Here is a 25,046-nt window from a genome sequence, read left to right on the forward strand (position 1 = left end):
GCGACGAGGACGGACCCGGTCGTGGCGGAACCCATTTCAGCACCCACCACCACCCACGACCGATGACAGCAGAGAGCGTCTTCGACCGCTACCGCGCCGACGTGACCGCCCCGATGCGTCGGCTCTTCTCGACCTACGGGGAACCACGGTATCGCTGGTTCGTGATCGGCGTCCTCGCCAACCTGATCGCGCAGTTCGCGTCGCTCCTGCCACCAGTCGTGCTCGGGGCCGCGATCAACGTCCTGACCAACGAGGGTGCCTACCGGCTTCCCCTCGTGCCGGCCGGCGTCCTCCCGTCGGGTGACCTCGCGCTGTTCGAGTTGTCGGTCCTGCTGATCGGCGGGTCGTTCCTCCTCACTGGCTTCTTCACGTGGGTCTACGGCATCGCCGCCAACGAGTTCGCTCACGGCGTGATGCACGCAGTACGGGTGGACTGTTTCGAGAAACTCGCCGCCCTCGACATGGCCTTCTTCGACGACAAACAGACCGGCGAGGTCATGTCCATCCTCTCGTCGGACACCGAGAACCTCGAACTCTTCTTGGACAACGCGCTGACGAACTCGGTGCGACTCGGGGCGATGCTCCTCGGCATCGGTATCGTCCTCTTCGCCGAGAACGCCTACCTCGCGGTCGTGACTCTGCTCGTCGCGCCGCTCATGGTCGCGTTCACCCGGTGGTTCATGCACCGGGCGGAACCGCTGTACGCCGAGCGCCGGTCGTCGGTCGGGAAGCTGAACACCCGTCTGGAGAACGCCATCTCGGGGATGGAACTCACGAAGTCGACCGCCAGCGAGTCCTACGAGGTCGGACGCGTCGAGACCGCCTCGAAACGGCTGTTCGACGACACGATGGCGATGCTGAAGCTCTCGTACTTCTACCGCCCGGGGATGGAACTGCTGGCCGGCGTCTCCTTCACGCTCACCTTCGTCGTCGGCGGCTACTGGCTGTTCGTCGGCCCGCCGCCGCTTGCGACCGGTGAACTCGGTGCGGGGACGTTCGTCACGTTCCTCTTTCTCTCCCAGCGGTTCGCCACGCCGCTGGCGGAGGTGTCGAACATCGTCGACCAGTACGAGAACGCGCTTGCATCGGCGGAGCGCGTCTTCGGTCTGATGGACGTCCCGGTCGGCGTCGCCGACAGCGAGGACGCGGTGGCCGTCGAGTCGCTGTCGGGGCAGGTGGAGTACGACGACGTGTCCTTCGCGTACGGCGACGGCCCCGTCGGACTGGCGGCGACGAGTGTGGCGGGCGCTGCCGACGACGACGCGACCGCGGACGGCGGGACGGACGCGAGGGAGGCGACGGCGACCGACTCTGGGCAGGTCATCGACGGCGTCAGCTTCGCGGCCGAACCGGGCGAGACCATCGCCCTCGTCGGCCCGACCGGCGCGGGGAAGTCGACGCTCGCCAAACTCCTCTTGCGCCTGTACGACGTGACCGGCGGCGCGGTTCGCGTGGACGGTCACGACGTCCGGGACCTGACCCTCCGGTCGCTCCGGTCGCAGATCGGCTACGTCGGACAGGACACGTTCCTCTTCGACGGGACCATCGCCGAGAACATCGAGTACGGGGACTTCGAGGCGGACGACGGGGCGGTTCGCGAGGCGGCGAAGGCCGCGGAGGCCCACGAGTTCATCCAGAACCTGCCGGACGGCTACGACACTCGCGTCGGCGAGCGCGGCGTGAAACTGTCCGGCGGGCAGCGCCAGCGCATCGCCATCGCACGGGTCGTCCTGCGCGACCCGCCGATTCTCGTGCTGGACGAGGCGACGTCGGCGGTCGACACCGAGACGGAGTACCTGATCCAGCGCTCGCTCGACGCACTCTCGGAAGACCGGACGACGGTCGCCATCGCCCACCGACTCTCGACCGTGAAGGACGCCGACCGGATTCTGGTCGTGGAAGACGGTGTGGTGACGGAGCGCGGGAGCCACTCGGCGTTGCTGGAGCGGGACGGGTTGTACGCCGACCTCTGGCGCGTGCAGGCCGGCGATCTGGCGTCGCTCCCGGAGGGGTTCCGGACGCGGGTCGGTGACGACGACTGAGACGGGAGCGGGAGTTCACGGTCCTCTCGACGCCGAAGGTGGCTCTGGTGACGTCTGGACCGTCCATCGCGACTGCGACCGAGACTGTACCGCAGACTGCGACCACGACGACACTGCAGACTGCGACCACGACGACACTGCAGACTGCGACCACGACGACACTGCAGACTACGACCACGACGACACTGCAGACTACGACCACGACGACACTGCAGACTACGACCACGACTGCGAGTAGCGCACCTCCCAGCGGAACCGCAACAGCACAGCACCGTGACCGCGGCACCGACCGCAACCGCACCGGGATCGGAATAGCCACGAACCTCCCCAACCGACTGCGCGTCTCGCGTCGGCGCGCCCACGAGGGGCGCGCCGGACTACGATGCTCGTCCCTCGCGCGTCACTCGCGCGCCGACAGCACCGCGGCGAGTCACGATTCATCTGTCGCGGGCGACCCACGGCCCACCTGTCACGCCCCCCTAACTGTCGTTCTGTTGTCTATAAATCGCGCGTTAGCCGGACGTCGGTGCGTACTAAATAGCGTGTTAAGCGGTGGCACTGCCCGCATTTCGGAAAAGTGACTATCGAAATCACGGGTGCGAGAGCGGGTTTAGTTCGTATTCGTACTGTGTTGGCAAATTCAGTTCAAATCACATAATTTCGGAGTTAAGAAAGAGTTAAAATGGCGTATTCGAACCGCTATCGTGGATGTCGAACGAGAACGACCTTTCGCGGCGGGCGGTGTTGCAGGCGACAGTCGGCGCAGTCGGGGTCGCAGGGACGACCGGACTGGCGTCGGCGTCGCCCGGTGAGCTGGTCGAAGTCAACGTCGGGTATCGCGGCGGTGCTGGCAAGCAGGTTGTCGCCGGGGCCGCGTCGTCGGTGAAGCGCGACTTCGCCTTCGACGCGATGACGATGGAAGTGCCGGCCGAGGCACTGAACGGACTCCGACAGCGACCCGAGATTCGCTACGTCGAACCGAACAACCAGATGCGGGCGCTGGCCGAGTCCACCCCGTGGGGCATCGACCGGGTGGACGCCGACCTCGCCATCGAGAACGGCGACACCGGCGAGGGTGCCGATATCGCTATCATCGACACGGGCATCGACGCCGACCACCCCGATCTGGCACCACACCTCGGCGACGGGACCGCGTACGTCTCCTGTGACGGCTGTGCGACCGCGTGGGACGACGACAACGGCCACGGGACCCACTGTGCCGGGACCGCCGCCGCAGTCGCCAACACCGAGGGCGTCGTCGGCGTCGCACCCGGTGCGACGCTCCACGCCGTGAAGGTCCTCGCGGCAGACGGCTACGGCTACTACTCCGACATCGCGGCCGGCATCGAGTGGACCGCCGATCGAGGCTACGACGTGGCGAGCCTGAGTCTCGGCGGTCCCTCGGGGTCGTACACGATGCAAGACGCGGTCCAGTACGCGACAGAGCGCGGCGTCACGGTCGTCGGCGCGGCCGGCAACGACGGCCCGTGCTCGGACTGTGTGATCTACCCGGCGGCGTACCCCGAGGTGATCGCCGTCTCCGCGACGAACAGCTACGACAGCCTCGCCGGCTTCTCCTCGACCGGGTCGGAGGTCGAACTCGCCGCGCCGGGTCGGAGCGTCTACTCGACGCTCCCCGGCGGGAGCTACGGCTACTACTCGGGCACCTCGATGGCCTGCCCGCACGTCGCGGGCGCGGCCGGCCAACTGATGGCCGCCGGCTACTCGAACACCGAGACCCGCGACCGACTCGCCGGCACGGCCGAGGACATCGGTCTGTCCACGAACGAGAGCGGGAACGGCCTGCTCGACGTGGAGGCCGCCCTCGCCGACGGCACCGGCGACACGCCGGTCGCGGTCTCGACCGGATCGGCCTCGTCGGTCGCCGAGACGACCGCCACCCTCTCCGGCACACTCGACGACCTCGGCGGGGCCGACTCCGCCGACGTGGCCTTCGAGTACCGCGAGGCGGGCACGAGTGGGACGACCACCACGACCGCCACGACCGAGACCGCGACCGGGACCGTCTCCGCCGACGTGTCCGGTCTCGCCTCGGGCACCGACTACGAGTTCCGCATCACGGCGACCGCCTCCGACGGCGACACCGACACCGGGACGTTCTCGTCGTTCACGACGGTCACGGCCGACACATCGGTCGTCGTCAGCACCGACTCGGCCTCGTCGATCACGGAGACGACCGCCACGCTCACCGGCACCGTCGACGACCTCGGCGGCGCGGACTCGGCCGACGTGAGCTTCGAGTACGGCCCGGCGGGTGGGAGCCTGTCGAACTCGGTCTCCGCCGGCACGGTCTCGGCGGCCGGATCGGTCTCGGCAGACGTGTCCGGTCTCTCGTCCGGGACGGACTACGAGTTCCGCGTCGCCGCGACCGCCTCCGACGGTGACACGGACACCGGCGGCGTCGCCGGCTTCACCACCGACGCGGACACCTCGGTCGTCGTCTCGACCGACTCGGCCTCGTCGGTCGGCGAGAACAGCGCCACGCTGGCCGGGTCGGTCGACGACCTCGGCGGCGCGTCCTCCGCCGACGTGAGTTTCGAGTACGGCCCGGCGGGCGGAAACTTGTCGAACTCGGTCTCCGCCGGCACGGTCTCGGCGGCCGGCAGCGTCGAGGCGTCGGTGTCCGGACTCGCTGCGAGTACGGACTACGAGTTCCGCATCACGGCGACTGCCTCCGACGGCGACACCGACACCGGGAACCTCGCGTCGTTCACCACAGACGCCGACCCCTCGGTCGCGGTCACGACCGACGCCGAGTCCTCGGTCGGCGAGACGACTGCGACCCTGAACGCGACGGTCGACACCCTCGGCGGCGCGTCCTCGGCCGACGTGACCTTCGAGTACGGACCCGCAGGCGAGGGGCTGTCGAACTCGGTGTCGGGCGGCACCGTGTCCAGCACTGGCTCTGTCTCGGCGTCGGTGTCCGGGCTCTCGGCGGGGACGGGCTACGAGTACCGGGCGGTCGCCGACGCCTCCGACGGCGACACCGACACCGGTGGCGTCGAGGCGTTCACCACCGACAGCCAGCCGACCGAGTCCGCACCGACCGTCGAGGGCATCTCGACGAGCGCACGGAGCAACCCGGCGCTGGCCCGGTTCCGCGTCAACTGGACGGTCGCGGACGCCGACGGCGACCTCTCGACTGTCGAGGTCACACTCGCAGACAGGACCGGCGTCGTCGCCAGCGACACGACCAGCGTCTCCGGCGGGAGCGCCAGTGCGACCTCGAAGCTCAAGACTCACGCGAAGGCCACCACCTTCGACCTCACCGTGACGGTCACCGACCGCGCGGGCAACACGAGTTCGCGGTCGACGACGGTCTCGCGGTAACGGTCTCGACTGGGGTCCCGGCGCGGCTCTCACGGCGGGCCCGTTTCACGCGGCGGCCACACCAGTTGGATTCGACACGGAATCCCGAACAACTATCAACGACGCGCGTGTTTCAGGTGTCGTGCGACGACGACTGCTCGCCGGGCTTGCACTCGGTGTCATGCTCATGCTGTCGGGCTGTGCGACCGTCTCGGTCCACTCGGACGTGGCGGGCGACAGCAGCATCTCGGAGTACCGAATCGACGTGAACACGACGACGACGGTCTACAGTCTGCTGAACGACCGGGCGGAGTCGGCCGGCTACGAGAACTTCTCCTCACAGCTCCGTGCCGGTATCAACGAGAGCAACGCCGAGTCGGTGACGGTCGACTCGGCCATCGAGGGCGAGCAGGTGCAGTTCACGCTGGTCGCCACCGGCTACGATCCGGTGTCGAACGAGAACCTGAACGTCACGACCGAGGACGGCACACTCGTCTACAGCGACACGACGTTCTACAACGCCTCCCAGTCGACCGACTTCGACGCCGGCGTCGGCTCCGACCTGGAGATGCGCTACACCGTCGAGATGCCGAACGACGTCGACACGGCTCGGGGTGCCGACTCGGTCAACGGGAGCGAGGCGACCTACAGCGCCTCCGGACCGGACGCCTTCTCCGAGACGCAGGTGTACGTGACGAGCGAGGCGTCGGCGGTGCCGGTGCCGGGCTTCGGCGTCACCGTGGCGGTGGTGGCAGTGCTGGGCGCGGCGCTGTTGCTCCGGCGCGGGCGGAACTGACTCCAAAAACTCAAAGCACTCGCCCCGAGTGGAGTTGGGTGTCGCAGGGTCCGGGGCGGGACGACGGGGTAGGGGTCGTTCGACCGACCCGGACCCGCTGCGACGCAACACGCGGGTGACTGGTTCTCGGCGTCTGTCCGACCGATTCGTGAGACGAGCGACGCTCTCGGAGACACCGTGCGCTTCGACCCCCCGTGGCGAGCGTCCCAGCGCGTCGTGTGGCTCGACAGCCGACTTCACATCGCTGGTCCGGAGCCCGGTTCGCTCGTACTCCCCTCACCTCCCCGACTGCTGGCGACGCGGCCTGCGCGCAGGTCCTCGCTGTCGCTCGGACACTGCGCGGTGTCGGTCGCCAGCAGCTCGCGTCCTGTCGGGGTCCGGGCTGCCGTCGCGTGGGTGACGAGTGTGGTGTGGTCTTTCAGCTCGAATGCGGCGCGCGCGACCCCGTGGTCTTCGTGAGCGGAACGAACAGGCCGGAGAGAGCGGGACGCAGTCGCCCACAGCACGCCTCACACCCGTAGAAGGCACTGCTTACCATCTGGAACGCACTGAGTAATTAAGTTCACACACGGCAGACAGTGACACGCACCATGACAGACCACCACGGTCACGACGGGACCGAGTCGTACTTCGAGTGTGCACTCTGCGGTGCGACCGACAGAAGTGACGCAATCGACTACGACACCCTCGGCTACCCCGTCTGTCCCGACTGTGGCTTCGGCCCCGGTCTGTCGGTGTGACGTGGTTGGCTCGACATGGACCCGTGGACCCCCCACGGGCCCCCACGACCGACACGTGTGGAATCCGTTCGCCTCGCCCCCTCAGACTCACTGACACACGCCCTCCGTTTTTCGGCTCAGACGGTGAACAACTCCGTCTCGGCAGGCACCGCGAACAGCCCCATCCGAACCCCGGCGTCCAGCCACCCGTAGCCGTACGAGAACGACGCCAGCGCGTTCACGAGGTCGTCCGACTCCCGGAAGTGCCGGCCGTCTTCGAGGTACGACTCGGCCATCTCCAGACACTCCGCCGCCGCGTCGGCCAGTGGCGTCCCCGCCGGGACCGCGACCTCCGCGACCGACAGCGCCTCCGCGAGCATCCCCTCGTACCGGTCCGTCTTCTCCACCAGATCGGCGGTCATACCACCGGCTCCGACCGCCGGCGGCTAAACGCTTGCCGACCGCGCACGGATCCCCGGACCCGTCCACGACTCGATCGCGGATCCCGCCTCGACGCTGCTCGTGACCGCCAGGTCGGCGAGCGCACCTGTCGTGACTCGGGTAGACAAGACTCGCCAGTTCGATCTGCCGAGAAGTCGGACCTACAGCAGCATCCGCAGCGCCCTCTGGTCGAGTGAGGCAATCCCGTCCACCACGTGGTTGTTCGAGATGTTCACAATTCCATCCGACAGCACAAGCTAAATACGCACTCGCAGGGTACGAGTAGTCATGACCGAGGACACGGAGACCGGAGCCGCCGAAACCGACGGCGGCGTCGTGGAGCACCGACGACTGATCGTCGCCGGGACGGGCATCGCGGGACTGACGGCGGCCATCTACGCCGCGCGGTCGAACAACGACCCACTCGTCTTCGAGGGCGACGAACCCGGCGGCCAGTTGACCCTCACGACCGAGGTGGACAACTACCCCGGCTTCCCCGAGGGCATCTCCGGGCCGGAACTGATCACCGACATGAAGTCACAGGCGAAGCGCTTCGGCGCGGAGACGAAGAACGGCGTGATCGCGTCGGTCGACGACGCCACGCGCCCCTTCCGCGTCGAGTTGACGAACGGCGACGTCTACACCGCCGACGCCGTCATCGCGGCCTCCGGTGCGAGCGCCCGGACGCTCGGCATCCCCGGCGAGGACGAACTGATGGGCTACGGGCTCTCGACGTGTGCGACCTGTGACGGCGCGTTCTTCCGGGGCGAGGACATCGTCGTCATCGGCGGCGGCGACGCCGCGATGGAGGAGGCCAACTTCTTGACGAAGTTCGCCGACACCGTCTACCTGATCCACCGCCGCGAGGAGTTCCGCGCGGAGGACTACTGGATCGACCGCGTGCAGGAGAAGGTCGACGCGGGGGAGATCGAGATCATGCGCAACACGGAGGCACTCGAACTCCACGGCACGCCCGAGGACGGCGTCGACCACGTCACGCTCGCTCGGCACCCAGACGGCCACCCGAAGGAGAAACTGGACGACCCCGAGTTCGCCGACGAGGTCGAGGTGTTCGACTTCGACGCGGGCGCGGTGTTCTACGCCATCGGGCACACGCCGAACACGGAGTACCTCCAGGGAACGGGAGTCGAGATGGACGACGAGGGCTACCTGCAGACCGCCGGCGGCTTCGACGGCGGGCAGACCGCGACCGCCGTGCCGGGCATCTTCGGCGCGGGCGACGTGGTGGACTACCACTACCAGCAGGCCATCACCGCCGGCGGCATGGGCTGTAAGGCCGCCATCGACGCCGACGACTACCTGGAGAGCGAGGTCGGCGCAGAGTCACAAGCGAGCGAACCGGCGGCCGCCGAGTCGGACGACTGACGCGACCGCGTTCCTTCCGGATCGGCCTCCCGTCGCCCGCGACTCACCAGTGCGGAGTCGGCACTCGATTCCCACAGACACTTAGGCGGTGACGACCGACCACGCCTATGGTCGACACCGAGGCGTACACCATCGAAGCACCGGACGGCAGCACCGAGGCGGTCGAACTCCCCGAGGGACTCGTCGACCTGCTCTCAGAGCAGGGCGAGTCGAAGGAGTCGGTCGTCGCGGACATCACCCTGCTCGCCTTCGCCCAGCGTGCCCACGCGCTGGTCCACCACTCGCAGGGCGACGTGACCGAGGACGTCGCGGCGATCGGCGAGAAGGCCGAAGAACTGTTCGAGGAGCGCTTCGGCGTCTCCTTCGCGGAAGCGACCGGCCACCAGCACTGACGCGGCCGCTCCTGCGTTCGACTCGGTCCCGACGACGCCCGAGGAGTGACGACGAACCCCGATTCGCTCGACGCGACGCCGGCCGATTACCGAGGAGCATCACCGGACCGTGACCGGATGAATTATGCGCATGGGTAATTTTTAGAGGGAGGGAGTCGTAGCTCGAACCGTCATGGCCGCGAAACGACCCCACCCCGGACTGGCCCACGTGACCGTCGTCCCGACGAACTTCGAGCGCGAGGAGACGACGTGTCCCTCCTGTGGCGAACCGCTCGCCGAGCACTGAGGCTCGTCTTTCGTCCGAATCCGACTTCTGTCCGTCGTGGAGAACTCGGTCGAACCGGCGACGAGAGCAGTCTCCCCCGTGAGACCGGCAGGGATACCTTCGGTGTCACTCACAGACCGGCGACGAACGACGAGAGACGATCGTTGAACGCGTCGGGAGCCTCCAGCATCGCCAGGTGTGCCGCGTCGGCCACCTCGGCGTACTCGCAGTTCGGCATCTCGTCGGCGAGATACTCGTGGTACGCGGGGGGTGTCAACCGGTCGTGCTCCCCGACCAGTGCGAGCGCGGGCGTCTCGATGCCGCCGAGTTCCCCCCGAACGTCGAAGGTGTGACACGACAGGAAGTCGCGTTCCGTGACCGACCGACCCGCGTCGCGCATCCCGGCGCGGGAGACCGCGAGCGTCGCCTCGTCGGGGTCGTGGAGCAGGTGGTCCGGTTCGTGGAGAAAGTCGACCGCGCGGTCGAAGTCGTCCGCGAGCCACGAGAGCAGGTCGTCCAGCACGGAGAGTTTCGCGCCCGTCCCGGCCAGCACCAGCCCCGCCGGGTCGTAGTCACGTTCCAGTGCCATCGTCAGCAGGACCGCCCCACCGAGCGAGTTGCCGACCAGCACCTCGGCGTCGACCGCCTCGGCCACCGCCAGGACGTCGTCTACGTACGCCGACAGCGCCGTGTACCCCGCTTCGGCGTCCACATCCTCACTGTCGCCGTGCCCCGAGAGGTCCACGGCGGCGACCGGGAACTCGTCCGACAGGCGGAACTGCGACTTCCAGACCGCGTGTGACCCGCCGCTCCCGTGGACGAACAGCGTGGTCGGTCCCGCCCCGCCCCGGTCCGAGTGGCGGTAGGCCGTCCGACGCCCGTGGTGCGTGACTGTCTCCATACAGCGTGGTTCCGCGCGACACGGTATAAACGCCCTGTCGTCTGTGGCGTAGCCGGTGGAGGTCGACTAGCGGGGTGGAACCGCTAGACAACTGTTTCGACGATACCCGACGCCCTCTGCCGATTTTCACGCGAAAGATTTAAATACTTAGCCGCCTAACTTCTGGTTAGGATTACACATGAGCACCCACCAGTTCGCACGCCGTGACGACCGTTTCCTCCGCCGGTACGAGTACGACGACAGCTGGGTCGTCGCAGGCGACCTCGGTGTCGCCGACGACGCAGTCAGCGTGGACGTCGTGGGGACGACCGCCATCGTCGTCATCGACGACGGCGAACGCGTCTCCGAGACCGAGTTCGAGCTTCCCGGCCCGGACGCCGAGGTCTCGATCAACAACGGCGTGCTGACCGTCACCGTCCGGAAGTAACCCCCGATAGAACTTCGATCCCTCCAGTCGATACACTACGTATGAAACTCATCGTCAAACCACTGAAGCAGAAGGACGCGGGCCGACAACTCGCAGCGATCGACAAGCAAGCGACCGAGGAGATGGGCCTCGAGGCGGGCGACTTCGTCCGCATCGAGGGCCGCGAGGGGACCGCCCTCGCGCGCGTCTGGCCCGGCTACCCCGAGGACCGGGGCACCGGCGTCGTCCGCATCGACGGCCGACTCCGCCAGCAGGCCGACGTCGGCATCGACGACCGCGTCGAGGTGACGAAAGCCGACGTGCAACCGGCCCGCAAGGTCACCATCGCGCTCCCCCAGCGACTCGGCATCCGGGGCAACATCGACACGCTGATTCGGCGTGAACTGGGCGGTCAGCCCGTCACCAGCGGCCAGACCGTCAAACTCCCGTTCGGCTTCGGCTTCATGGCCGGCGGCGGCCAGTCGATCCCGCTGAAGATCGCGTCGACCGACCCCTCCGGGACGGTCGTCATCAACCAGGACACCACCGTCGAGATCAGCAAGAAGCCCGCCGAGCAGATCCGCGGCGGCGAGGCCGCGGGCGGTGCCGGCGGCGAGGGTCCCTCGGTGACCTACGAGGACATCGGCGGCCTGGAGAACGAACTCGAACAGGTCCGGGAGATGATCGAACTCCCGATGCGCCACCCGGAACTGTTCAAACGGCTCGGCATCGAACCGCCGAAGGGCGTGCTCCTGCACGGCCCGCCGGGCACCGGCAAGACGCTGATCGCCAAGGCCGTCGCCAACGAGATCGACGCCCACTTCCACACCATCTCCGGCCCGGAGATCATGTCGAAGTACTACGGCGAGTCCGAGGAACAGCTCCGTGAGGTGTTCGAGGAGGCCGAGGAGAACGCCCCCGCGATCATCTTCATGGACGAACTCGACTCCATCGCGGCCAAGCGCGAGGAGGCCGGCGGCGACGTGGAACGCCGCGTCGTCGCCCAACTGCTCTCGCTGATGGACGGACTCGAAGAACGCGGGCAGGTCGTCGTCATCGGCGCGACCAACCGCGTGGACGCCATCGATCCCGCCCTGCGCCGTGGCGGGCGCTTCGACCGCGAGATCGAGGTCGGCGTCCCGGACCGCGAAGGCCGGAAAGAGATCCTCCAAGTCCACACGCGCGGGATGCCACTCGCCGAGTCTGTCAGTCTCGACGAGTACGCCGACAACACCCACGGGTTCGTCGGGGCCGACCTGGAGACGCTGACGAAGGAGTCGGCGATGAACGCGCTCCGGCGCATCCGCCCGCAGTTCGACCTGGACGACGAGGAGATCGACGCCGAGATCCTCGAGTCGCTGGAGGTCACCGACGACGACATGAAAGACGCGCTGAAGGGGATCGAACCTTCGGCGCTCCGCGAGGTGTTCGTCGAGGTGCCCGACGTGACGTGGGAGGACGTCGGCGGGTTGGAGGGGACCAAAGAACGCCTCCGCGAGACGATCCAGTGGCCGCTGGAGTACCCCGAGGTGTTCCAGCAGATGGACATGCAGGCCGCGAAGGGCGTGCTCCTCTACGGCCCGCCGGGGACCGGGAAGACCCTGCTGGCGAAGGCCGTCGCCAACGAGTCCGAGTCGAACTTCATCTCGGTGAAGGGGCCGGAACTGCTGAACAAGTTCGTCGGGGAGTCCGAGAAGGGCGTCCGCGAGATCTTCAGCAAGGCCCGCCAGAACGCGCCGACCGTCATCTTCTTCGACGAGATCGACGCGATCGCCACCGAGCGCGGCCGCAACTCGGGCGACTCGGGCGTCTCCGAGCGCGTCGTCTCCCAGCTCCTGACCGAGTTGGACGGGCTCGAAGCCCTCGAAGACGTGGTCGTGATCGCCACGACGAACCGGCCGGACCTGATCGACTCGGCGCTCCTGCGACCCGGTCGACTGGACCGGCACGTCCACGTCCCGGTGCCCGACGAGGAGGCCCGGCGTGCGATCTTCCAGGTCCACACCGAGTCGAAGCCGCTGGCCGACGACGTGGATCTGGATTCGCTGGCCCGCCGGACCGACGGCTACGTCGGTGCCGACATCGAGGCGCTCTGCCGCGAGGCGTCGATGGCCGCCAGCCGCGAGTTCGTCAACAGCGTCTCGAAGGAGGAGATCGGCGAGTCGGTCGGCAACGTCCGGGTCACGATGGCTCACTTCGAGGACGCACTGGACGAGGTCGGTCCCTCGGTGAACGACCGGACGCGGGAACGCTACGACGAGATCGAAGAGCAGTTCAAGCGCTCCGACTTCCGCCAGCAGGAAGCCGAGGTCAGTCGGACGTTCCAGTGATCGGCGGCGCGACTCCGGTCTGATCGCGGGCGGGCCTTCGGCTGACCACCGCGTGTCGACTACGGAACACGCTCGCGCGGCCTCGTCGGACTCCTCGATCAGTGGTGGGTCTCAGTACCCGTCTCGGCGATGGATTTCGCTGTTCCTGTGAGGACAGCACACGCGAGTGACACCGAGACAAATCCCGGCTAGACCGGCAAATTGGCGGATACGACGTCCAGTTTCCACCCAGGACGGCTATCACGGAGGCGCGTCGGCTGTCGACGTCGCTCGGTCCGTCGACGTCTCCGCCGTCCGGAGCACCACTCCGATCGCCAGGAAGGCTAGTGCCTGACCACTCCCGAGGACGAACGGTGCTCCTGTCGGGGCTCTGGGCCCGAGTGTCGTGACGCGAACGACGTTCACGGCGAAGAGAAGAGCCGGCACCAAGAGTAACAGACCGAGAGACTGTGACTGCACGTCGGTCCAGCGGACGGCGATAGCGAACGTCAGGAACCCCGGAACGATGCCGACGAGCATCAGTAGATTGAGGACTGCGAACCAGGCCGGTGGCTGTCCCCAGAGACCTGTGAGTTGGCCGAGGTTCACGACAGCAGTGACGGTGGCACCGCCTAGGCCGACGGTTGTGAAGACGGCGGCGGCACGGTTCAGCCAGGTGGTCCGACCGGGGAGCCTCGGATACAACCCCAACAGTCCCACGAAAGCCAGCATCCAGCCACCGGGGCCGAACACGTCTACTGCGGGTCGTGGCGCGATGTCCGTGAACACGTCTGCTCCCCAGAGCATCGCGAACACGGCAAACAACCCTGCCGCACCGAGAAAGGCTCCCGCACGCCATCGTTCGAGCGACTGCCACGGAACGGTGTCGGGACGTGACATACCAGGTGAACCAGTGGAGAGCGTGACAATAGCTCTATTTGGTACGCGCGTACTACAAGAGATTCGACAGGTTCGCAAAACGGACGCGGAGATCCGGTGGCCGCGTCTTCGTCCCGGATCGGCAGTCGGGCGACGTCCGGCACGTCGCTGGGTGGCCAAAGATATTATCAGTTCGACCGGCAAGGAGGGGTATGACGACCGACGAGGGCCCCGACGAAGCGTCGATGCTGACGCCCGAAGAGGCGTTCTCGGTGCTGGGCGACGACACACGCCTCGGGATCTTACAGGTACTCGGGGAAGCGGACGAACCGCTCGGCTTCTCGGATCTGTTCGACCGGGTGGAGTACGACGACCCGCCGAACTTCAACTACCACCTCAAGAAACTCCTCGGCCACTTCGTCGACAAGACTGACAGCGGGTACTGCCTTCGACAGGCCGGACAGCGCGTCGTCCAGGCAGTGCTCTCGGGGGCGGTCACCGAAGCGCCGACCCTCGACCAGACCCCGATCGACAGAGCGTGTCAACACTGTGGACACTCGCCGATCGAGGTCGAGTACCGGGAAGAACAGGTCGGGATGTACTGCACGCAGTGCGCCGGACAGTACGGCGATACGAACGACGTGGATACGTTTGATTCCTCGAAGGACGCCGAGCGCATCGGCTACGTCCACCTTCCGCCGGCGGGAGTTCACGGGCGAACGCCCGCCGAGATGACCGAGGCGGCGTTCATCTGGACCGTCGCACAGACACAGGCACTCCACAGAGGGGTCTGTCCCCGATGTTCGGCTCCGGTCAGTGACTCGGTGACCGTCTGTGAGACACACGAACCTACCGACGGACGCTGTGATCGATGCGATCGTCGGTACGCGGCCGTCGTGCACTGTCGGTGTGAGAACTGCCCGTTCGAACTCGGCGGCTCTGCTATCGGGTCGCTCCACACCGAACCAGACCTGCTGGCGTTCCTCTTCGGCCACGGCTTCGATCCGTTTTCGTCCCCGTTTCCGTCGACGATCAACGCCGCTTCCTTCGAGGAGGAACTCCTCGGGACCGAGCCACTCGAGTTGCAGTTCAGGTTTACCATCGGTGACGACGTCCTCGCATTGACCGTCGACGAGAGTCTAGACGTGATCGAGTCCACGACGAGCAAAGCATCGACGGATCGGGTGCAGTAGATTGTGCATCGACGAGACTCGTGTCTGGTCTGAAAGCGGACACGCGCTCTGTACTCGGCACCGCGTTTCTGTCTGTTCTTCAGGATCTCTTGCTCTTCGGGCGTAGATTCCACCGTACTCGTAGATATCGGCTGTCGCCGAACCAGTACACCGCGAGAAGCGACCGCCGACAGAGAGTCGACTGCCGACTCCTACTGACCTACTCCAACCGACCGACGTCCGACAGCACCGCACTCGCCGTCTCGGGACCGCCGGCACCGCGACCCGACAACGAGAGATTCCCGGCGTGGGCCGTCTCCAGTTGGACGATGTTCCGGGTGCCCGACACGGCGAGCGTCCCGTTCTGCGGGACGAGGCGCGGGCCGACCCGGACACCCTCGGCAGTCGCCTCGCCGATCAGTCGGATGGTGCGCCCGTCCTCTGCGGCGAGTTCCAGCGCACTGCCGGGGATGTCCACGATACCTTCCACCTCGGCGTCCGCGAGGGTGAACTCCCGGTCGCCGTCCGACAGCAGGTTGGCGAGGATCACGCACTTCAGCGCCGCGTCGGTGCCCTCCACGTCGAAGGAGGGGTCGGTCTCGGCGACGCCGAGGTCCTGCGCCTCCGCGAGGACGTGTTCGTAGCCCAGTCCCTCGGCGGCCATCCGGGAGAGGATGAAGTTCGCGGTCCCGTTGAGCACGCCCCGCGCCGTCGAGATGTGTCGGGGGTCGAAGTCCGCGATGGTCGACAGCACCGGGATGGCCCCGCCGACGGTCGCCTCAAACAGCACCGACCCGGCGCTGTCGGCTTCCAGCGCTCGCACGTCGGCGTACCGCTCCGCGACCGGACCCTTGTTGGCGAGGACGGCGTGCCGGTCCGATTCGAGTGCGGATCGGACGTGCGAGAAGCCCGGTTCCGCGTCGCCGAGCGTGGTGGGAGTCGCCTCCACGAGCACGTCGTAGTCCGCCGCGAGGGCGTCCGCCGGATCGAGATCGCCGACCACGCCCTCGGTGTCCTTCCGGGCGAGGATCGTCTCGGGGTCGAGCGTGGCGGGACCGGCAGTCCCCCCGGTTGCGTCCGCGACCGCCGCAGTCGAGGAGTCCGCGACCGCGACGACCTCGTGGCCGTACTCGCCGGCGAGTTCGACGACCGAGCGGCCGACCGCACCCGCGCCGAGGACGGCGAGTCTCACGCCGACCCCTCCGGGAGCGGTTCGACGACACGAAGGTCCTTCTCGCGGGCGACCGCCCGCACCGTCGCCAGGACGTCCTCGGTGTGGCCGGACCGCGTGGCGAGTCGCAGGCGTGCGCTCGACACGTCCTCCGTTCCTTCGGGTGCCGACAGCGAGAGGTCGGTGACGGAGCCGTCGGTCGAGTCGGCGATGCGCCGGAGCGTGTCGGAGAGGTCGGTGTCCACCAGGTGACCGACCAGCAACAGGGTGAGTTGCTCGCCGTAGCGTTCCGCGCCGGCCTGGATGACGTTGATCCCGTTCTCGCGGAGCGCCTCGACGATGCGGTCGAACCGGTCCGGGGGACACTCCAGATCGACCTCCACGGGGATACGACCCCGTGGGGTGAGGTTGCCGCGTTCGTGGAAGATGGAGAGGAGGTTGCCGCCGTTCTCGGCGATGGGACGTAGGGCGTCGAGCAGTTGGCCCGGTTCGTCGACGAGTTCGAGGCGGACGGTGTGGGCCTGAGGTCGCTCGCCGCCGTCGGTCTCCGGGAGGTCGTCGCTCTCGGCGTCCTCGACGTCGGCGGCGTCGACCGCCGACCCCGCGTCGGGTGCGTCGAGGCTCGCGTCCTCGCTCATCGGCGCACCCCCGGACGCCGCGACCCTGTTGTGTGCGACAGTCCGGCGGGTGGCTGTCGCTCGGTGCCGATCCAGCACGTGGGTCGCGTGCCCGTTGGCATACGTGGTGAAAATCGGGCGAGGCGTTATAAGTTTTCGTCGGTTGCGTCGGACGACCGACCCCCCACGCGGTCCGGTGGCGACCGGACCCGCACCGTGCCCGAGGGACGGCGATGAGCGAGTCACCGGTCGCGTCGCCAGCAGTCGGAGAGGTGTGGGGAGTACCGCGACAACCGGCGTCCGAACCGGCCCAGCGACACGCCGAGAACACGGTCCGAGGTGCGTGGGACCCGACACGACAGGGCCTCGGGAGACCGACGAATCCACCAGACTGCGCGCCGACTCGCTGTGGGTACGACAGCTATTTCCGGCACGCCCGCCTTATATAACCCGTCCATGAGTTACATCATGGCGTCATCACCATCACGCCCCCCTTCGGGGCAGATCACCAATGGACGATACATCCAAATACCTGATACACGCCGACATCGCCGCCGACGGGGTGGTAGAGCGGAGTGACGTCGTCGGGGCCATCTTCGGGCAGACCGAAGGGCTCCTCGGTGACGACCTCGACCTCCGCGACCTCCAGCAGTCGTCGAAAGTCGGCAGAATCGACGTACAGATCGACAGCGAGAACGGCCAGTCTCACGGGACCGTCACCATCGCCTCCAGTCTCGACAAGGTGGAGACGGCCATCCTCGCGGCCTCGCTCGAGACCATCACCCGCGTCGGCCCGTGTCGGGCGACCATCGAGGTGGCCGACATCGAGGACGTGCGCGCCGCGAAGCGACGCGAGGTCGTCGAACGCGCGAAGCAACTCCTCACCGACTCCTTCGACGACAGCGTGATGGACTCCCGCGAGATTCTCGACGAGGTACGGGAGGCCGTCCGCGTCGAAGACATCACCGAGTACGCCGGTCTCCCGGCGGGCCCACACGTCGCCGACTCCGACGCGATCATCGTCGTCGAGGGGCGGGCGGACGTGTTGACCCTGCTGAAGTACGGGATCAAGAACGCCATCGCGGTCGAGGGGACGAACGTCCCCGAGGCAGTCGCGGACCTCACGGCCGAGCGCACCGTGACGGCCTTCCTCGACGGCGACCGTGGCGGGGAACTGATCCTGCGGGAACTCGCGCAGGTCGGCGACGTGGATCACGTCGCCTTCGCCCCCTCGGGCAAGTCCGTCGAGGACCTCGCGCGCCACGAGGTGATGTCTGCACTGCGTGACAAGATCGACTACGCGACGCTCGTGGAGTCGGGCGAACTCGATTCGGCAGGGTCGGCCGAGCCGACCGACGCGGAGGACACCGCACACCCTCGGACGGGGTCGCGGGCGACGACTGAGTCGCCTGCGGCCGACACTCCCGATGGGGAGCGCGTCCGATCCGAGACCGGTGTCGGTGCCGTTCAGTCGGCCGACACCGGTAGTTCGTCCGGTGAGCGTGTGCCGACCGACGCGGTCTCTTCCGCGTCCACCGCGTCGACCACACCGACGGAGACGTCGACAGCCCAGCCGACCACGGGTCACTCGCCGACCGGCACGGCCGCCGACGACGAGTCGACCACCGCCGAGTCGGTACCCGACGACGTCGGGTCGACTCCGGCCGACGGAGCTGAGGGCGACACCGACTCGGACGAGTCGACAGCCGAGACTGCGAGCGATGCCGGCGGCTCGACCGAGGAGACGACGTCCGGGACGGACGAGTCGGCCGAGAGTGGCTCGGGCGCGACCGACGCGGACGCCTCGGACGCCCCGGACGACTCGGACAGTCCGGACACCGAATCGACGGCGACGCTCCGAGGGCACGTCTCGGACGTGATCGACGGCGAGTTGGGCGTCGTCAGACTGCTCGGTCCCGACCTCGCCGTCCTCGACGAGACCGACGCGGGGGAGGCGTTCACGGCGCTGGAGTCCAGCGACCCCGTGCCCTTCGCGGTCGTCCTCGACGGTCCCGTGAGCCAGCGACTGCTCGACGTGGCGGCCCAGCGCGGGGTCGATCACCTGATCGGCGAGTCGACCGAACAGTACGTCAAGAAACCGGTGAGCGTGCGGGTGCGGACCGCAGAACAGCTCCGAGCGAGCTGATCGACATCCGGCGATTCGACCGGCCCCGACCGGAGCACCGGTTCGCCGGTCGCGACTCGCGTCAGTCGTCGGCGGGTGCGCCGATGGGGTCTTCGATACCGTCGAAGGAGCCGAAGTGGAGCACCTCGTCGGTCTCACGCCGGAGCTTTCGCTCGTTCTGGAGGTCGTCGCTCTCCTCGACCGGGTAGCCCATCGTGAGCAGCATGACCGGTTCGTACTGGTCGGGGACGTCGAACTCGCTCAGGACGCCCTCGGCGTCGAACCCGCCCATCGGACAGGTGGCGACGCCGCGGTCCCAGGCCGCGAGCATGACGCTCATCGCCACCAGCGCGGTCGAGCGCGTCGTCCAGACGCGGCGGTCTTCCTCGTCCATCTCGGCCATCCCCTCGGCCGTCTCGATCAGCGCCTCCTTCACGTCCTCGTTCGGGATGTAGTCCTTGTCGAGCCAGTCCTGGAAGACTCGGTCGGCGTGTGCCGAGGGGTCTTTGTTGCCGAGGACGACCACACCGGCCGGCGCGTCGGTGACGTGTTCCTGGTCGTTGGCGACACCGCGCAGGCGCTCGCGGTCCTCGTCGTCGGTCAGGACGAGGAACTCCCACGGCTGGAGGTTGAAACTGGAGGGCGCGAACGTGGCGTCCGCGAAGATGTCGTGGATCGTCTCCTCGTCGAGCGACTCGTCGGTGTACTCGTGGACAGAGCGGCGGCTCCGCAGTGCTTCGCTGAGTTCCATCGAGTGAGGGTAGGGGCGGGAGTGGTAAAGCGAGCGCGGACGCGGGGCTGGTTGCCGCTTTCTGTATGCTACCAGCAAACACGAAATAATCAGTAACTTGCGTGAAATCTACTAACAGTGGCGCAACCCGATTGCACGATGTTACCGCCCGAGACTGGCGTCGTGACGACCGACGCCGAGGGCAGTGACCGACCACCGACGAGCGACCAGTGACCGGCAACGGTTTGTCGCGGGCGAGTGAGACAGAGTCGTGAGACGGAAGACGCAACTCGGGTTCGTCGTCAGCCTCCACCTCGTCCTGTTCTCGACCGCGGCGGCGGCAGGCGGAGCGACTACGGCGGGCCTAGCGTTCGGTACCGTGAGCGCACTCGTCCTCGCCGTCACGCTGTTCTACGAACTGTCGGTGCCCACGTGATCACCGGCATGTGATCACTCCCGGCGGCGTTCCTTCATCCCCTGCCGGGTGAACTGCGGCTTGGCGCGCAGGCCCTTCTTGGACCGGAAGGACCGCCACAGCAGGAACGCGATGGGGAGTGTCCCCACCGCCGCGATCACCGGCGGAAGCACGTTGTTCGGGGTCGGGAACGCGTAGAGGATGGCCGTCGAGAGGATACCCACCGCGAGCAGGAAGCCGTAGACGATGCGCTTGGCGAGTTTGTCGAAGACGTTGTTCTTGTCCTCGACCCGGACGTTGACCGTCACGTTCTCGCGCTCCACGCGGTCCAGTACGCGTTCCAGTTTCGGCGGGACCGTCACCAGCGACTTCGCGGATCGCTGGACCTGGTCGCCCGCCCCTTCGAGGAACTGCTTGATCGACTCCTCGCGGTAGCCCTCCTCGGTCAGGTAGTCCGTGGCGACCGAGATGAAGTCGAACTCGGGATCGAGCGTCACACAGACGCCCTCCACGACCGTCGCCACGCGCAGGACCAGCGCGAGGTTCCGGGGCAGGCGAAGCGGGAACTCGTAGATGGTGTTCTCGACCTGTTCGATGATCTGATTGACGCGGTACTGCTCGATGTCCTCGCCACGGGCGTCGGCGATGGCGAGTTCCATCACGTCGCCCATCACCTGCCGGTCCGCCTCCGGCGACAGCGTCCCCATCTCGATGAGCGTGTCGAGGATGCCGTCGATGTCCTGGTTCGCCACGGCGATGTAGAACTCGACGATCTTCTCCTGGATGAACGGGTCGACTCGGCCGGACATCCCGAAGTCGTAGAAGATGATCGAGCCGTCGTCGTCCACCGCCAGGTTACCGGGGTGCGGATCGGCGTGGAAGACGCCGTCCTCGACGATCATCTGGAGGTAGATGCGCTGGAGTTTCGTCGCCAGTTCCGTCCGGTCGAACCCCATCTCGTCGAGCGTCTCGACCTCGTTGATCTTCACGCCGGGACAGTACTCCATCGTCAGGACGCGCGGCCCCGACGCCGACTCGATCACGTCCGGGATGCGGATCGCCTCGTCGTCGGCGAAGTTCGACTGGATCTCGCGGAGCATCTGGCCCTCCCGGCCGTAGTCCATCTCCTGGCGGATGGTCTCGGCGAACTCCTCGGTGAGGTTCTCGAGCGAGAACGCCCGGCCCTGTCCGATGAACCGCTGGACGAGGGGCATCGACCACCGGAGGACGCGCAGGTCCGCCTCCACCAGCGACTCAATGCCCGGTCTCCGGACCTTCACGGCGACCTGCTCACCCTCGTAGGTGGCGAGGTACACCTGTCCGAGACTCGCGCCGCTGATCGCCTCGGTGTCGAACTCGTCGTACACCTCCTCGACGGGACCGAGTTCGTCCTCTAACACCTCCTTCGCGCCGGCCCACTCGGCGGGCGGCACCTCGTCCTGGAGACTCGACAGCACGTCGACGTACTGCGGCGGGAGGATGTCCGGGCGCGTCGAGAGCAGTTGGCCGAGTTTGATGAACGTCGGCCCCAGCGTCAACAGCGACTCGAGCAACACCTCTGCGCGGTGGACACGCGTCTCGGCGTCCACCGAGCGTGTGCCGCCGAACAGCAGGAAGCGCCGTCGGTCGCGCGTCCACGCGACGAGCAGTGGGAAGAACTGGTAGACGACGACGAAGAACCGCCAGTAGGCGCGGAGGGAGACCAGCGTCACCACCCCGCCGTTAGGCGTCCTCGACGGGGATGGTCCGTTCCGGCGTCGCTTCGCGCTTGGGCAGGTGGAGTTCGAGGACGCCACGGTCGATATCGCCGCTGGCGTCCGCGCCGGTCACGTCCGGCGGCAGTGGCAGTTCCGCGTCGAGGAACAGCGACCGGTCCTCGCTGACGTAGCGGAACTCCGGCGGGAGTCGCTTGTCGCGTCGCGCCTCGATCACCAGTTTTCCGGTCTCGACTGACACGTCCAGCGTGTCGGCCGTCACGCCCGGCAGGTCCATCACGAGGAGGTACTCCTCGTCGCTCTCCAGCAGATCGGCGAACACGGCGTCGGGGAGTTCGCGCAACGCGTCGCGCAAGGCTGACATAGATCTGTCTAAGGGGGCGGGGTCGAAAAAGCCCGCGATACAGTACGGGACTCGGTGGCAGGCGGCACGGGCCCGGGGATCGTCTCGGCTCGGACGGCCTCAGCGCTCCCGTGACACCCACACGTCCCGGTCGGCGTCGCCGCGATCGACGATGCCCACGTCACACTCGATCTCGGCCAGTCGCTCGAAGGTCGGCGGCGAGACGAACCGCGAGGCGGCCGACCGGTCGCGGCTCGCACCCAGGAGGACGAGGTCGTAGGCGTCCGCGTTCGCGCTGATGAACTTCGTGACCTCCGACCGGGCGACCCGCGTCTCCACCGGGCCGGTCGCGGTCTCCACGAGGTTCGCCAGTTTGGTCTCCGCCGACCGTCGCTCCGACTCGCGCTCGATACAGGTGCAGACGCTCACCTCGCCGGTCTTGCCCGCGAGTCGTTCCGCGAAGTCGATCATCGCGTGGGCCGAGTCACCCGGCCGCGCGACCGGGACGAGGACGCGCTTCCACTGGTCCTCACCGCGTGTCGCCCGGAACGCGACCGCGTCGATGGGTCCCGAGAAGATGCCCCGGACGAACGGCGAGAGCAGGCCGTCTTCGGTCTCGTAGGGCGTCACGACGAGATCGCAGTTGGTCGCGCTGGCGGTGTCGATGGCGGTCTGTGCCGACCCGCCGTCGGCCGCGACGACGACCTCACAGGGGACGCCGACCCGACTCCGGATCGTCGCGGCCTGCGCTTCCAGTCGCTCTGCGGCGGTCTCGGCCGCGCGGTCCGCGACCGCCTGCTCGAAGTCGTCGTCGAACGACGCCCGAACCTCGTCGGGCAGGTCGGCGGGCGTCTCGGCGTCGTGGGCCGCGAGCACCGCCCGCTGTGCGGCCGCCATCTGCTCGTCGTCCACGATGTCGAGCAGGACGACCTTCCCGGCGTCGTGGGCCGCCGCGAGGCGCGCGCCGAAGACGGCGGTGGTCTCGCTCGTCTCGCCGCGCATCGGGACGAGGACGTGGTCGTCGGCCTGCGTCGTCCCGTACAGGTAGCGGGCGCGCTCCTCGTAGAACTCCTCGCGCCAGACGGCGAACGCGACCGCGACGATGCCGCCGGAGACCGCCACGCCGAGGACGTACGCCGCCGCCGGATCGAGGGCGGTGCCCAGCACCGTCACCGACTCGCCACGGGCGCTCACGAGCACCAGCAGGGCGGTGGAGAACGCGGCCGGTTCCTCGACGTTCGCGACCCACGTGATCGCGCCACAGAGCATGATCGACAGGCCGGCGCTGACCGGACTGATCGTCCCGGCGGAGACGCCGCCGAGACCGAGCAGGGAGAGTTCCAGCGCGACCCACCCCGCGACCGCCCCGGCGACCAACCCACCGACGAACGTCGTCGGCGAGGAGTACTTCCCCTGCGGGTCGGCGAAGAGGGTGTACGTGCCCGACGCGAGCGGCGGGAAGAGCAGAAACGAGAGGTTCGTCAGGTTCGTGACCTCGGTGACGAACGCGATCAGGACCGGGACGAACAGGAGGGTCGTGAGGTGGAGGAGGTTGTTCGTGTCCTCGACCCACCGGCGCAGTTCCCCGAGTTCTCTGCGCTCGATCCGCCGAACGCGTCTGCGGAACGCGGTGAGTCGTGCCCGGACCCTGTCCAGCATCGGTTTCGATTGTCGCGTGGCGGGCAAGAACGTGACGGAGCGCGGTCGGCGGGGAGACCGATCTTCCGACAGTGTGACGCGAACTGTTAGGTGACTGGCGTGTGCCGAGCTAGTGTGAACGAGCGACAGACCGCCGCCGCGAACGTCGTGATCGGCTCACTCGTTCTCGTGAGCATCGTCGCCCAACCGGGACCTCGACAACTCCTCGCTACCCTCCAGTCGTCACCGGCACTGCTCGGGATCGGCCTCTTCGGTACCGCGCTGGCGGTCGTCGCTGAGCAAGCCGACCGACGATTCGACTGGCGGGGAGCGAGCGCCCTGCTCGCCGTGGTTCTCGTCGTCCCGTTGCTCGCGGCCGGGTACGCCGTCGCCGGTCTCGTCGGCGTCCGCGTGACTGCCTCGCTCGTGATGCTCGGCGTCGTCGTGATCTCGGTCGTGAAACTCCTCCGGACGCAGTCTGGAGGATCGGAGACGGCAGACGCGGTGGAGTAGCCGAGTTACGCCCGCAGGTCCTCGACCGCGTCGAGCGTCAGCGCGATGGCCCGGCCGACGTTGTTCTGGGCCTTCTCCGGCAGTTCCTCGTCGGAGTCCGCACCCTTCTGGGTGCCCTCGACCAGGTTCCCGTCGACCGTGCAGATCGCACCGGCCTGCAGGCCCTTCCGGCGTGCGAGCGTGAACACCGTGGCGGCTTCCATCTCGACCGAGAGGATGCCCGCCCGCTCCCAGTCCTCGACGTACTCGTCGGTCTCGGCGTAGTACGCGTCGTCCGACGCGATGGGACCGACGTGGACGTCCTCGTCGTTCGCCTCGGCGGAGTCGACGAGCGCCGACAGCACGTCGTAGTCCGGGACGGCGGGGTACTCGACGGCCTCGTAGCGTTTCGAGGTGCCCTCGTTCTTCGCCGCGCCGGTGGCGACGATCATGTCGCCGATCTCGATGTCCGACTGGAGCGCGCCGGTGGTGCCGACGCGAATGAACGTCTCGCACCCGACGTTCGACAGTTCCTCGACCGCGATGGCCGCCGAGGGACAGCCGATTCCGGTGGAGCAGATCGTGAGCGGGACGCCCTCGTAGGTCGCGTTGACGAGTTTGTACTCGCGGTTCTGCGCGACGGTCTCCGCGTCCTCGCAGTGGCCGGCGATGCGGTCCACGCGACCGGGGTCGCCCGGGATCAGCGCGATGTCGTGTACGTCGCCCTCCTCGACCAGTAGATGCGGCTGTTTCGCCATACCG

Annotated in this window: 23 protein-coding genes; 13 read left to right on the forward strand and 10 right to left on the reverse strand. The window is 67.6% G+C overall.

All coding sequences use genetic code 11. The features are described from left to right. Positions 1 to 62 precede the first annotated feature (62 nt). The 5 genes from LI337_RS10915 to LI337_RS10935 all read left to right on the forward strand — a co-directional run bounded on the left by LI337_RS10915 (position 63) and on the right by LI337_RS10935 (position 6,908). Positions 63 to 2,042 (forward strand): ABC transporter ATP-binding protein, encoded by a 1,980-nt coding sequence (locus LI337_RS10915; protein WP_227229875.1) that lies wholly within the window; start codon positions 63 to 65, stop codon positions 2,040 to 2,042. Beyond that, the gene (locus tag LI337_RS10920) at positions 2,029 to 2,280 is read left to right on the forward strand and encodes a hypothetical protein (RefSeq protein WP_227229876.1); all 252 of its coding nucleotides are present in this window, start codon (positions 2,029 to 2,031) and stop codon (positions 2,278 to 2,280) included. Before LI337_RS10915 ends, LI337_RS10920 begins: the two co-directional genes overlap by 14 nt. Positions 2,281 to 2,750: 470 nt before the next feature. Then, entirely contained in the window at positions 2,751 to 5,393 is a 2,643-nt protein-coding gene (locus LI337_RS19920) for a S8 family serine peptidase (RefSeq protein ID WP_264474996.1), read from the forward strand. Positions 5,394 to 5,514: 121 nt separating this feature from the next. Then, entirely contained in the window at positions 5,515 to 6,168 is a 654-nt protein-coding gene (locus LI337_RS20190; protein ID WP_227229877.1) for a PGF-CTERM sorting domain-containing protein, read from the forward strand. Between the two features lie 590 nt (positions 6,169 to 6,758). Then, complete coding sequence (locus LI337_RS10935; RefSeq protein WP_227229878.1) at positions 6,759 to 6,908, forward strand: hypothetical protein; 150 nt, start codon at positions 6,759 to 6,761, stop codon at positions 6,906 to 6,908. Positions 6,909 to 7,024: 116 nt separating this feature from the next. Here LI337_RS10935 and LI337_RS10940 read toward each other — a convergent pair whose 3' ends face one another. Further along, entirely contained in the window at positions 7,025 to 7,309 is a 285-nt protein-coding gene (locus LI337_RS10940) for a DUF357 domain-containing protein (RefSeq protein WP_227229879.1), read from the reverse strand. Between the two features lie 307 nt (positions 7,310 to 7,616). Between LI337_RS10940 and LI337_RS10945 the strand changes: the two genes are divergently transcribed. Both LI337_RS10945 and LI337_RS10950 read left to right on the forward strand, forming a co-directional pair. After that, positions 7,617 to 8,714 carry an NAD(P)/FAD-dependent oxidoreductase gene (locus LI337_RS10945; RefSeq protein ID WP_227229880.1) on the forward strand — a complete coding sequence of 366 codons (1,098 nt, stop codon included), beginning with the start codon at positions 7,617 to 7,619 and terminating at the stop codon, positions 8,712 to 8,714. Positions 8,715 to 8,821: 107 nt separating this feature from the next. After that, positions 8,822 to 9,106, forward strand: a complete 285-nt coding sequence (locus tag LI337_RS10950; RefSeq protein WP_227229881.1) for a DUF7545 family protein — start codon at positions 8,822 to 8,824, stop codon at positions 9,104 to 9,106. Positions 9,107 to 9,501: 395 nt separating this feature from the next. On the opposite strand, the gene LI337_RS10955 is transcribed toward LI337_RS10950, so the two are convergent. Continuing rightward, complete coding sequence (locus tag LI337_RS10955; RefSeq protein WP_227229882.1) at positions 9,502 to 10,272, reverse strand: alpha/beta fold hydrolase; 771 nt, start codon at positions 10,270 to 10,272, stop codon at positions 9,502 to 9,504. A 178-nt stretch (positions 10,273 to 10,450) separates the two neighbouring features. Here LI337_RS10955 and LI337_RS10960 point away from each other — a divergent pair, with 178 nt between their 5' ends. Both LI337_RS10960 and LI337_RS10965 read left to right on the forward strand, forming a co-directional pair. Continuing rightward, on the forward strand, positions 10,451 to 10,699 hold the full coding sequence (locus tag LI337_RS10960; protein WP_227229883.1) for an Hsp20/alpha crystallin family protein: 249 nt from the start codon (positions 10,451 to 10,453) through the stop codon (positions 10,697 to 10,699). 41 nt (positions 10,700 to 10,740) lie between these two features. After that, positions 10,741 to 13,008, forward strand: coding sequence for a CDC48 family AAA ATPase (locus LI337_RS10965; protein ID WP_227229884.1), 2,268 nt, complete (start codon positions 10,741 to 10,743; stop codon positions 13,006 to 13,008). A gap of 240 nt (positions 13,009 to 13,248) precedes the next feature. Here the strand turns inward: LI337_RS10965 and LI337_RS10970 are convergent, their stop codons facing one another. Further along, positions 13,249 to 13,887: a hypothetical protein gene (locus LI337_RS10970; RefSeq protein ID WP_227229885.1), complete on the reverse strand. Its 639-nt coding sequence runs from the start codon at positions 13,885 to 13,887 to the stop codon at positions 13,249 to 13,251. A gap of 191 nt (positions 13,888 to 14,078) precedes the next feature. Here LI337_RS10970 and LI337_RS10975 point away from each other — a divergent pair, with 191 nt between their 5' ends. Further along, positions 14,079 to 15,059, forward strand: coding sequence for a winged helix-turn-helix domain-containing protein (locus tag LI337_RS10975; RefSeq protein WP_227229886.1), 981 nt, complete (start codon positions 14,079 to 14,081; stop codon positions 15,057 to 15,059). A 199-nt stretch (positions 15,060 to 15,258) separates the two neighbouring features. Here the strand turns inward: LI337_RS10975 and LI337_RS10980 are convergent, their stop codons facing one another. Together LI337_RS10980 and LI337_RS10985 are read right to left on the reverse strand one after the other, a co-directional pair. Next, entirely contained in the window at positions 15,259 to 16,230 is a 972-nt protein-coding gene (locus LI337_RS10980) for a homoserine dehydrogenase (RefSeq protein WP_227229887.1), read from the reverse strand. Beyond that, positions 16,227 to 16,847: an amino acid-binding protein gene (locus tag LI337_RS10985; RefSeq protein ID WP_227229888.1), complete on the reverse strand. Its 621-nt coding sequence runs from the start codon at positions 16,845 to 16,847 to the stop codon at positions 16,227 to 16,229. Before LI337_RS10985 ends, LI337_RS10980 begins: the two co-directional genes overlap by 4 nt. Before the next feature lie 490 nt (positions 16,848 to 17,337). Here LI337_RS10985 and dnaG point away from each other — a divergent pair, with 490 nt between their 5' ends. Further along, complete coding sequence (dnaG, locus tag LI337_RS10990; RefSeq protein WP_227229889.1) at positions 17,338 to 18,972, forward strand: DNA primase DnaG; 1,635 nt, start codon at positions 17,338 to 17,340, stop codon at positions 18,970 to 18,972. Positions 18,973 to 19,033: 61 nt separating this feature from the next. On the opposite strand, the gene LI337_RS10995 is transcribed toward dnaG, so the two are convergent. Beyond that, on the reverse strand, positions 19,034 to 19,702 hold the full coding sequence (locus tag LI337_RS10995; protein ID WP_227229890.1) for a nitroreductase family protein: 669 nt from the start codon (positions 19,700 to 19,702) through the stop codon (positions 19,034 to 19,036). A 250-nt stretch (positions 19,703 to 19,952) separates the two neighbouring features. Here LI337_RS10995 and LI337_RS11000 point away from each other — a divergent pair, with 250 nt between their 5' ends. Continuing rightward, positions 19,953 to 20,117: a hypothetical protein gene (locus LI337_RS11000; RefSeq protein ID WP_227229891.1), complete on the forward strand. Its 165-nt coding sequence runs from the start codon at positions 19,953 to 19,955 to the stop codon at positions 20,115 to 20,117. A 14-nt stretch (positions 20,118 to 20,131) separates the two neighbouring features. Here LI337_RS11000 and LI337_RS11005 read toward each other — a convergent pair whose 3' ends face one another. The 3 genes from LI337_RS11005 to LI337_RS11015 all read right to left on the reverse strand — a co-directional run bounded on the left by LI337_RS11005 (position 20,132) and on the right by LI337_RS11015 (position 23,813). Continuing rightward, positions 20,132 to 21,811, reverse strand: a complete 1,680-nt coding sequence (locus LI337_RS11005) for an ABC1 kinase family protein (RefSeq protein WP_345777750.1) — start codon at positions 21,809 to 21,811, stop codon at positions 20,132 to 20,134. Between the two features lie 7 nt (positions 21,812 to 21,818). Beyond that, the gene (locus tag LI337_RS11010; RefSeq protein ID WP_227229892.1) at positions 21,819 to 22,175 is read right to left on the reverse strand and encodes an Hsp20/alpha crystallin family protein; all 357 of its coding nucleotides are present in this window, start codon (positions 22,173 to 22,175) and stop codon (positions 21,819 to 21,821) included. 99 nt (positions 22,176 to 22,274) lie between these two features. Next, positions 22,275 to 23,813: an HPP family protein gene (locus LI337_RS11015; RefSeq protein WP_227229893.1), complete on the reverse strand. Its 1,539-nt coding sequence runs from the start codon at positions 23,811 to 23,813 to the stop codon at positions 22,275 to 22,277. Positions 23,814 to 23,927: 114 nt separating this feature from the next. Here LI337_RS11015 and LI337_RS11020 point away from each other — a divergent pair, with 114 nt between their 5' ends. After that, positions 23,928 to 24,305: a hypothetical protein gene (locus LI337_RS11020; protein ID WP_227229894.1), complete on the forward strand. Its 378-nt coding sequence runs from the start codon at positions 23,928 to 23,930 to the stop codon at positions 24,303 to 24,305. Between the two features lie 5 nt (positions 24,306 to 24,310). Here the strand turns inward: LI337_RS11020 and LI337_RS11025 are convergent, their stop codons facing one another. Then, a complete protein-coding gene (locus LI337_RS11025; RefSeq protein WP_227229895.1) occupies positions 24,311 to 25,042 on the reverse strand; it encodes a guanosine phosphorylase in 732 nt (243 codons plus the stop codon). Between the last annotated feature and the right edge of the window lie 4 nt (positions 25,043 to 25,046).

Source organism: Salinirubrum litoreum (assembly GCF_020567425.1).
Lineage (GTDB): Archaea > Halobacteriota > Halobacteria > Halobacteriales > Haloferacaceae > Salinirubrum > Salinirubrum litoreum.